Source organism: Xenorhabdus sp. KK7.4, from assembly GCF_963876465.1.
GTDB lineage: Bacteria > Pseudomonadota > Gammaproteobacteria > Enterobacterales > Enterobacteriaceae > Xenorhabdus > Xenorhabdus stockiae.
Genome location: NZ_CAWNQF010000057.1, coordinates 116669 through 126654 on the forward strand (window position 1 = coordinate 116669; position 9986 = coordinate 126654).

Here is a 9986-nt window from a genome sequence, read left to right on the forward strand (position 1 = left end):
CAAAGGTATTATTGAGTAATAAGAATACATTTATAGTAAGAATTTACCACGCAATCCTATCAGATTTCCGAACGGATCTTCTAATTGACACATTCCTAAATTATTTTCAATTTTCATCGGTCCCCTATATAGTTTCGCACCTATTTCTTCGAAGTTATGAATAGCTGATTTAAGACAAGGGACTGACCAATACAGAACAGTACCATTTTTTCCAGCATAAACCTTTTCATCGGCCTGGACTATTTCCAGAATAAAATTTTTTATTTTTAATATAGTAAAGTTAAACCTCTCCAAATAAATACTTTCTGCTTCTGGAAATGCCTGTTTATACCATTCCAAACCCTGACTAACATCAGGTACAGGGATCAGAAGCGTAGCTGGTTTTATCATGAATATGCTCTCCTTGATAAAATTATCAGATAATTAAAACCGTACTCAACGTAACATCATACTCAGTTAAAAATTCTGATCACTTTATCTGTCTTTTTTTAAAAACAAAACATTTGCAAAAACTTTATGGTGTATGAATAATTTGAACACTTTTTTGTTATGGACGATAAACTATGAAAACATTTTTAAAAGTTGGTGTATTAAGTAGCGCAGTATTACTCCTTGCAGCCTGTGATGCCTTAGATCCTGACAGCAATAAGAACAAATTCTATTACAGCAACCCGACAAACAGCCCTATCACATTTAAAATTGACGATAAGGATTACACTATTGAACCGGGGATCAACGGAAGTGTAAAACTGTCACCAGGAGTACATTATCTTGATGATAATAAAGGTAATAAATCTACCTTTATGGTACTGGAACACAATAATGGCGGTATCCTCAATCCGAACAATTATATGTATTACACCTTATCAGAAGTATATGCGTTAAAGGGGCAGGCAGACCGTTTCATGCCAGCAGAATATGAGGTTACTATTAACGGGCATGAGCTTGAAATGCCATTAAGAAGTAGTAACGCAGCAGTTATTGATGGCAATGTCTTTAACTGCCAATTTCCTTTAGGCAAACCATTCCCAGAAGAAATTAATATTTATGATAAAAAATCACAGGGGAAAATAACCTCAAAATGTTTTGATAAACCAGAGTTATTGCAATACTTTTTAACAGAATACGATGAAAAGTTCACTCCTGATACCAAAGCTGATGAAAACAACGATACTGTGAATACAGTACTTGATTACACTCTTCCTGAGCCGAAATTTAAACATGCAGATGTACAAAAAGAGGCAGAAAAATTGGTTTCATTATTAAATCAGATTAAGTCTTCTGATAATCCAGATATTTACGATAACTTCAGAGAAAAAATCAATCAGGCATACACGGATTTGTCTGAAACATACCGAAACTATTCCCCAAAAGATACGGTGGAAGAACATAAATATTTTGATAAGTTCGTTTCCGAAATCAATCAGTTCCAACGTTTTGGTGTATTCATTAAATAGTTCAAGCCATTAAAATTAAGGTCCAGTATCCCTGCTGCAAGTGGCAGGGAATTAATATTGTATTCCCATGATTTTCTGTAATCCATAAAATAACTCATTATGGTTAATTATCGAAATACTCCCCATTGTTTTACGAAGATAAAAAACCAAAAAAATCAAATTAATATCATATGGTTACATTAATCGATGAGCTCTGAATACCCTTCATTTTGTCATCACAACTAAAGAGCTTATTAAATTCTTTCTTGACTAAAGATAAATAACTTTCTCTAATTAATAGTTAAATAGGAAAATTAGTTAATCATCGGTAAAAGGGGACGGCTATGATTGTTTTTGTGACTGGAGCAACAGCTGGCTTTGGTGAAGTGATTGCCCGAAAATTTATTGAAAACGGTTCCATCGTTATTGCGACCGGGCGTCGCAAAGAACGTCTGGATAAGTTAAGGGAAGAATTAGGTGAAAATTTTTATCCTGTACAACTGGATGTGAGGGATCGTGCTGCAATAGAGAAAGTTATGCAGGATTTGCCCGATAACTTACGTAATATCGATATTCTCGTGAATAATGCCGGTCTTGCATTAGGGCTAGAGCCCGCTCATCAGGCTAACCCTGATGATTGGGAAACTATGATTGATACCAATACAAAAGGCTTAGTGAATATGACCCGCGCCTTATTACCTAACATGGTAAAAATGAATCACGGTCATATTATTAATATTGGTTCAGTCGCAGCAAGCTGGCCATATGCGGGCGGTAACGTTTACGGTGCTACTAAAGCATTTGTAAAACAGTTCAGTCTGGGTCTTCGTGCTGATTTACAAGGGAAGAAAATTCGGGTTACAGATATTGAGCCGGGTTTGGTCGGAGGAACGGAGTTTTCTCAGGTTCGCTTTAAAGGTGATGGTGAAAAAGTGAATAAAACCTATGAAGGCGCAGATGCACTGACTGCAGATGATATTGCAGAAGCTGTATTCTGGGTTGCTAACCTGCCGGGTCGCGTCAATATCAATACATTAGAAATGATGCCTGTTTGCCAGACATTTGCAGGCCTGAGTATACACAGAGCTTAAAAATTTAATCTGTTGACCAATGGGTAATGGTATAGGTGTTATTTTATACCCGAAATAATAAGGCGACTCTTTAAAACAGGTTTCAATTATTTCGGGTATCATTCATGAATACTTTGTGAGAGAGGTTAAAGCATGAATATTCATAATCCCTTAATAGCCAAGTACTTCCCTGCTATTGCCCTTCTTTTACTGCTATTTTGGCAGACTCCTGCGCTATCCAGATCTAATCCTTGTACATCAGATAACTGCGTCATTATTAATGGTGGTGGTGAGAACTCTATGACCAGAGAGACCGCCAGACAGGATAGAGAAGAGTGGAACTCACAACGTGATTTGCGTAATAAAATTAATAAACGCAAAGAAAAGAGATTTGAAGAATATGAGAATGACGTTGACAATGAGGATGCTTGTTTGAAAAACTTCAACCTGAATGCTTATTGGGAACCAAAAACAAAGCGCTGTCTGGATGTGAATACAGGTCGCCCTATTAATCCTGAATAGGCTATACCCATACCAATAAAATAAGGAGATAAGGTGAGAAAGTTCTTACTAACCGGGGCTATTTTAATGACTGCTGCTACATCTTTTGTAACGCAGGCATCACAAGATCAAAATCCGCAATCCAATGTAGTGACAAACAAAGTTGTGACATGTGATGTTCTAAAAGAGCAAATAGCGCAGAAAATTATTAACAACGGTGTTAAACAAGCAAACTTTAAGCTTGAAGTTATCGATAATGATCAAGTGGTTAACAGTGATGAGAAAGTCGTTGGAAGCTGTAACCGTGGCAAACAGAAAATTATTTATACCCGACTTCTTCACACTAATGACGAAAGCCAGTCCACTCACTAATCTATCGCCACAAGTAATTACTTCACAAGAAGGGAGTGAACACAGTGGCACTCCCTTCTTGTATTCACAGATGATCAAATGCCGATATAACAGTGCTATCCAGATAATGAGATAATTCCCGCTCTTCTGGCCTTAATAGATAAGGAATTTCACCCAGTTGAGGTGCTGGTATGTGACAACGTAACCTTTCCAGTACTTCAGCGTAATGTGCTAAACCGGGATTAATGCGATTGGCTATCCAACCAAGCAATGGCACACCATCACTGATAATGGATTGTGCAGTCAAAATAGCATGATTAACACACCCGGTTTGAATACCTACAACTAAAATTACGGGTAGTTTTTCTTTCACAACCCAGTCAGAATAGAAAGAATTATCTTGTAATAACGCCCGCCAGCCACCATTTCCGTCAACAATCACACGATCTGCCTTATGACTCAGCTTATTAAGACAATCAGTCATTTGAGCAAAATCAACTGAAGTTCCTTCCCCTGTTATAGGTTCATACCCTACAGCAATTTCCTTTTCATGATTAAAGAACTGCAGTAATGCGCGGGTAACAACCGTTTTACCGATATTGGTATCCGTGCCTGTAACAAATAAGCGCGTTAACATAAAATTATTTCCGTAATAACCGATTAGACTGGTTACTCTTTGCTGTAACTAGAGAACTGAGTTGAAGTTTAGGTGATATGTTTGAGATAGGGATTGCGTTAGCTCAATGTTTTGCCTGATGTGTGCTATCCCTGCATAATTTCGAGCAGTAAATGCCCACTGTACAAGGATTGCTTGATCAATGATGCGGCTGGTAAGGTTCCTGAATTGGCAAATGCGGTCGCTGCTATATTGACTCTTTGACTGTATCCGGGGAGTGAAAGCTGCGTTATTTTCTGTTGAATAACAGGATAAAGCATATGTTTCGCCTCGTTTAGCGGTGAACCAATCAATATCTTATCTGGATTGAAGATATTGACCATAATCGCCATGATTTGCCCTATTCTTTCCCCTACACCCCGGATAATCTCTGTTGCCAGAAGATCACCCTGATTAGCAGCCAGACAAAGCAATTCCACTGTCAGAGGTGTTGCCGGAGATATTAATGAACTAGGGTATTGGCTGGCTAATTCTCGAGCTTTCAGCAAAATATTTTTAATACCGACAACAGTTTCCAGACAGCCCGTATTGCCACAATAGCAACGCTCACCATCAGGTTCGACCTGAGTATGCCCAATCTCAACAACACTCTGATTTCCCGCATGGAGCATTTTCCCGGCGATCATAATGCCAACACCAACGTTATCATCAATAACAACCTGAATAATGTTCTGGCAACCCTTCCCTGCACCATATAAAGATTCAGCTATTGTCCATGCGGTAATGCCATGCTGCAAAAAAACCGGCACGCCGATACGTCGGTATAAAAATGTGCTAATAGGAAGGTTCTGAATACTGTAATGCGGCGAGTTATGAATAACTCCATTAATCGGGTCAATAATCCCGTTTGTGGTCACACTGATAGCCGTTAAACGCTCGAGGTGGGATTGATGCCGGAAAAAAAAATTATCGATCAGCTCAGCAAGGCAATTCAGAAAAGACTGGTTTTCAGAAGCAGATAAGAATAACTCTTCTTCAACAATAAGATTATTGCCCAAATCCCTTAGCCCAAATACAGTGCTATCTTTATCAATCCGTATACATAAGAATTGCCACCCTTTACTGTCGGTTTTTAACCCGATTGCCGGACGCCCACGAAACCCTAGATCAGGAAATTCAACTTCTTTCACTAAGTGAGCATCGAACAGTTCTCGGGTAATTTTTGTAATACTGGCAGGTGCTAACTGAGATTTTTTAGAAAGTGCAATACGTGAAATAGGCCCATATTGATCTATCAGACCGTAAACCAGACCAAGATTAATCTGTTTGATTTGGTCAACATGGCTTGGTTGTACGTCTATACTCACTGAGCCTCCCGCTATTTAATTTACACCTCTAAATAATTAGTAATGATTATGTCGTTGTTTAAATTTGAAGATATCCGTTTAGAACAAAAATGTGATCTTTCACACGAATTTCTCGTGATTGTTACGTTTGTTTAACTACTCTCTGTCAACTGTAGATATTTGAGAGCAATAGTTCAGTTAACCGCTCTACTGCCGGATTGTTCTGCCGTTTTTTATGGTTAACCAGCCAAACTTCAGAGTGAACCGACGTATGAGCTAACGGAATATATTGCACCCCATCGATTTTCATCCGTATAAATGATTCCGTAACAATACTAACTCCCAAACCAGCGGCAACAAGGCCAAGTATAGTCATCGCTTCGCCTGCTTCCTGTGAAATCATCGGAGATACTCCGGCACTGATAAACAAAGCAATAATTTCATCATATAGAGCCGTTCCCACATCCCGCTCAAAAAAAACCAAAGGGTATTCAGATAACATTTTTATTGTGATCCCTTCGTTTACACACTCCAGTAGAGGGTGGCCATCGTACACAGCGAGCATAAAACGCTCACGAAACAATAGCCGGTGCTGCAAATTATCAGGTAATAACGTATTGCGCATGATCCCGATATCAATCCGACCAGTCTGCAATGGAGCAATCTGAGTTTTGGTGTTCATCTGATGCATGTGAACCGATACATCAGGGTAACGTTCCCGAAACTGACGTAAGCTAAGCGCCACTTTATGCATAAAAGGTGTGGTAGATGTGAAACCGATTGATATTTCGCCTAATTCACCCTGCTGCATTCTGGCTGCTTTAGTTGCCGCAGCATCAACCTGAGATAATATCTGATAGGCCTCTTTGAGGAACATATGACCAGCTGGTGTAAGGGTAACTGTACGATTATTACGTGCCAGCAATTTAGCTTTAATATTTGTTTCAAGAGACTGGATTTGCTGGCTTAATGGAGGCTGTGAAATGTTCAGTCGCTCTGCTGCGCGCCCAAAATGCAGTTCTTCTGCAACCGCAATAAAATAACGTAAGTGCCTTAATTCTATATTAATATTCATCATCTTCCGTCAATTGATATGTTTAAAATATCATTTATTATTATTAATATATTAGACAAAATATTGACAACTTCCTACTCTTGTTCCGGAACCTTTTTATGAAACAAAACATTAACGTTTTTTTAGCCTCTTAGTATAAATCCTGAATGAAGGGATTTTAAGGAAGTAGAATGGGTACAATCTCTGATATCAGTAGAGATTCAGTAGGTGCTGATGTTACACGAGATACTGAAAAAGAAGTTCGTTATAGGGAACATAGTGGTTATATACAGAGCAGCGACCCTGCCTACCTACGTGTTACTTTGTCATTTTTTGCGGTCGGGTTAGCAACTTTTGCCCTGCTTTACTTCATCCAGCCTATATTACCTATATTATCGAAAGAGTTTTCAGTTTCACCGGCTAACAGCAGCTTAGCTCTCTCATTATCTACTGGCATGTTATCACTGGGATTATTGATCACTGGCCCTCTGTCTGATGCAATTGGTCGTAAAAATGTGATAGCTATTTCTCTGATTTTCGCTTCCTTACTTACACTTTTAAGCAGCATGACTACCAGCTGGTATGGTTTTTTAATTATCCGGGCTTTGGTAGGTTTGTCTTTAAGCGGCGTAGCAGCCGTTGCAATGACTTATCTCAGTGAAGAAATTCATCCGAGTTGTGCAGCCTTATCGATTGGACTGTATATCAGTGGAAATTCGTTTGGTGGAATGAGCGGACGATTAGTAACCGGTGTAATGACAGATTATTATTCCTGGCATCTTGCCGTCATTTTATTAGGTTCATTTTCACTTATTGCCGCTATCGTATTTTGGGTGATGCTTCCTTCCTCCCAACATTTTAAATCCAGTTCTCTCAAGCCTAAGACATTATTTATTAATCTGAAATTACATTTCCGCGATCAAGGATTGCCCCTTTTATTCGCCGAAGCTTTCTTATTGATGGGAAGCTTTATCACAATGTTTAACTATATTGGCTATCGGTTATTAGATGCTCCCTATCATTTGAGCCAGACAGTAGTGGGATTATTATCTGTTGTTTATCTGACAGGTGTTTACAGTGCAACAAAAGCCGGCTCATTATTGAATAAGCATGGACGAGGAAAGGTGTTACTCATTGCGATCAGTATGATGCTGATTGGTAATTTAATCATGGTTTTTTCGTCTCTCTGGGCTTTGTTCCTCGGTATGACAATTTTGACAATGGGCTTCTTTGCCGCTCATACCGTAGCCAGTGGATGGATAGGCGCAAGAACTAAACGAGCCAAAGCACAGGCTTCATCACTTTATCTGTTCTGTTATTATGCGGGTTCGAGTATATCAGGAACATTAGGTGGAGTATTTTGGTTTTACTATCAATGGAACGGTGTTGCTATTTTTATTTCATTATTAACAATTATAGCTTTTTATATAGGTATGAAGCTCAATAAACTAGCAGCATAATAAAATATATCCAGTGGATCTTGAAAGGCAGAACCCTCTCAAGATCCAGAAAAATATAGATAATCATATGTTATAAAAACGATTATTGTTGAGTGCAGACAATAAAAAAGTGACTTAAAAAAGATAGATATGATTATTAATAATATGATTCTGTTGGCAAAAAAATAACCTTTACTAAATAACCATCAATAATCTCAATATTTTTACTTTTTTTCAGAGAAGCTAATATGCGCTGAATACAACTGCGCGAAAGTGTACATCGCTGTTCTATATATTTAATAGCTGAGATATTTTCTCTGAATTCATTAGGTAATGTGATAAGACGAGATAATAGACTACATACTATATCTTTAGCGCCGTGACGGAATATACTCATATCTCTGGCATATAGGAATGCCATTTTATATGAAATCACTCTCATCCACTCTCTGTAAAGATCATGTTTTTTTATAGCATTCAATGCACTAATACGAGGTAATTGATATATCTTACAATCAGGGCCAAGCTCGATAGAATAATAGGTTTCTGAACCAGAATAAAAAGATAACCCTAAGATATAAGGAGAAAAAACAGTCGAAATAATTAAATTATCTTCTACTCTGCGTATGTTCACATATCCCTGCACTAATAAAAAGAACTTGGCAAATTCATTCTCAATTTTAATTAATGAACCTTGCGTTGGTAAATCTGATAAAATTTCTTCAGAGGAAGGTAATAATGCATCAATAATTTTATTAAAAGAATTCACTGGCTTAATTAATTTATTCATATCAAACCACCCCAGAATAACGTTCATAAAAAATAAAATTTTCTCATACGCTTTAAAAAATGAAGAGCGCTTTACCCAACCGATTTCAAAAAACTCTCCCAAGAGCGAAGTAAGCGCACTGATAGCAAGTATCTATTTTTAGCTTTTACCATAATGTAGAAATAATTAGCAATAGCCAATTTAAAAGATAATTTGCCATAAACTTCCCTATTTGGCTTTATTTTCTTCTGTTATTGATAGTTGCACTGGATTTTTTGTATTTTAATAAGTATGTTGTAACTAAATTAATAAGTATGTTGTAACTAGACTTAAGAAAATCCACTAGAATACAAGTGTGAGCATTCGAATATGAATAAATACCTTTCAATAGAGTCACTTACTTCTTGCTTTAAAAAACAGGAAAAAAAATTAGCTGAATTGGCTGAACTGTTGATGAAATATCCCCTTATTGATGCCCGGGTATTCCAATTGCCACAAATTGAAAAAGGCGATGAACATGAACAGGTTACTGAAATTGAAGTCACTCCTCTACAGGGTGAAGACGCCCTTAACTTAGGTTTACGGTTTTATCAGAAGTTATTCATACATCATAATCATCCCAATATCAGCAGCAAAGCCGCAAGCCGATTACCGGGCGCATTGTGTTTTTCTGTCAGCCAGCAACAATATAAAGCGGCCATGAGTGTTATTGATGAAATCAACGAGTTAAAAACAGAGCTGGAAAATATAGTAACTAAGGAATCAGGCGTCAGCAAAGAACAGCGGTTTGAATTCGTTCATGATCATTTACGCGGTTTAATTACCTTAAATGCCTATCGAACGATTACCCCACTCGTAGATCCGGATACTATCAACTTTGGCTGGGCCAATAAAAACATCATTAATAAAGTAACAAAACAACAAATTCTGGAAAGGCTGGAAAAGAGTTATAATTCCGGTCGTGCAGTCCCACCCTACTCCAGCGATCAGTGGACTGCATTGGTCGCATTGGAAATCACCGATATTAAGAAGTTGCCTGATGATGTTGTTTTGAAAATTAAACGACCAGTAAAAGTACAGCCTATCGCACGAGTCTGGTATTCAGAAATACAAAAACAGGTTCAATATGCCTGCTCTCTCCCCATCATCGCTTTTTATACAAAAGATCGTGGCGTAACCCCCAAAGTAGGTTCACTACCAAATTATAACGCCAATACAATCAAATACCGCCACAAACCCAAAGCTAAGCCGCTTGAGCTAGTAATTCCCCGTTTACATCTTTATCGGGAAATATAAATAAGTATCCCCCGGCATAGCCGGGGGTTTTTCATATGCGCCTATAAGGCTCTCTTACCTGCCGCGCCCTAACAGGCGCATCGCAATCTGACATTTGCATTCTAGTGA

At 38.0% G+C, this 9986-nt stretch carries 11 protein-coding genes; 6 read left to right on the top strand and 5 right to left on the bottom strand.

The window, feature by feature from the left end; genetic code table 11:
- Positions 1–30 precede the first annotated feature (30 nt).
- Complete coding sequence (locus tag AACS90_RS06130; RefSeq protein WP_241538249.1) at positions 31–390, bottom strand: glyoxalase/bleomycin resistance/dioxygenase family protein; 360 nt, start codon at positions 388–390, stop codon at positions 31–33.
- A gap of 173 nt (positions 391–563) precedes the next feature.
- On the opposite strand from AACS90_RS06130, the gene AACS90_RS06135 reads away from it, so the two are divergent.
- The 4 genes from AACS90_RS06135 to AACS90_RS06150 all read left to right on the top strand — a co-directional run bounded on the left by AACS90_RS06135 (position 564) and on the right by AACS90_RS06150 (position 3379).
- Complete coding sequence (locus tag AACS90_RS06135) at positions 564–1457, top strand: hypothetical protein (RefSeq protein ID WP_099122130.1); 894 nt, start codon at positions 564–566, stop codon at positions 1455–1457.
- A 323-nt stretch (positions 1458–1780) separates the two neighbouring features.
- Complete coding sequence (gene ydfG, locus AACS90_RS06140; RefSeq protein ID WP_099122131.1) at positions 1781–2527, top strand: bifunctional NADP-dependent 3-hydroxy acid dehydrogenase/3-hydroxypropionate dehydrogenase YdfG; 747 nt, start codon at positions 1781–1783, stop codon at positions 2525–2527.
- A 132-nt stretch (positions 2528–2659) separates the two neighbouring features.
- Positions 2660–3028, top strand: coding sequence for a DUF1283 family protein (locus tag AACS90_RS06145; RefSeq protein WP_099122132.1), 369 nt, complete (start codon positions 2660–2662; stop codon positions 3026–3028).
- 33 nt (positions 3029–3061) lie between these two features.
- Positions 3062–3379, top strand: a complete 318-nt coding sequence (locus AACS90_RS06150; protein WP_099122133.1) for a DUF1161 domain-containing protein — start codon at positions 3062–3064, stop codon at positions 3377–3379.
- Between the two features lie 64 nt (positions 3380–3443).
- Here AACS90_RS06150 and bioD read toward each other — a convergent pair whose 3' ends face one another.
- The 3 genes from bioD to AACS90_RS06165 form a co-directional block, all read right to left on the bottom strand.
- Positions 3444–3995 (bottom strand): ATP-dependent dethiobiotin synthetase BioD, encoded by a 552-nt coding sequence (gene bioD / locus AACS90_RS06155; protein ID WP_099122134.1) that lies wholly within the window; start codon positions 3993–3995, stop codon positions 3444–3446.
- 125 nt (positions 3996–4120) lie between these two features.
- On the bottom strand, positions 4121–5341 hold the full coding sequence (gene mlc / locus AACS90_RS06160) for a sugar metabolism global transcriptional regulator Mlc (protein WP_099122135.1): 1221 nt from the start codon (positions 5339–5341) through the stop codon (positions 4121–4123).
- Between the two features lie 145 nt (positions 5342–5486).
- Positions 5487–6389, bottom strand: a complete 903-nt coding sequence (locus AACS90_RS06165) for a LysR family transcriptional regulator (protein ID WP_099122145.1) — start codon at positions 6387–6389, stop codon at positions 5487–5489.
- A gap of 176 nt (positions 6390–6565) precedes the next feature.
- Between AACS90_RS06165 and AACS90_RS06170 the strand changes: the two genes are divergently transcribed.
- A complete protein-coding gene (locus AACS90_RS06170; RefSeq protein ID WP_099122136.1) occupies positions 6566–7834 on the top strand; it encodes an MFS transporter in 1269 nt (422 codons plus the stop codon).
- Positions 7835–7970: 136 nt separating this feature from the next.
- Here AACS90_RS06170 and AACS90_RS06175 read toward each other — a convergent pair whose 3' ends face one another.
- Complete coding sequence (locus AACS90_RS06175; RefSeq protein WP_099122146.1) at positions 7971–8603, bottom strand: helix-turn-helix domain-containing protein; 633 nt, start codon at positions 8601–8603, stop codon at positions 7971–7973.
- Between the two features lie 348 nt (positions 8604–8951).
- Here AACS90_RS06175 and tus point away from each other — a divergent pair, with 348 nt between their 5' ends.
- Complete coding sequence (tus, locus tag AACS90_RS06180; protein ID WP_099122137.1) at positions 8952–9878, top strand: DNA replication terminus site-binding protein; 927 nt, start codon at positions 8952–8954, stop codon at positions 9876–9878.
- Positions 9879–9986 lie beyond the last annotated feature (108 nt).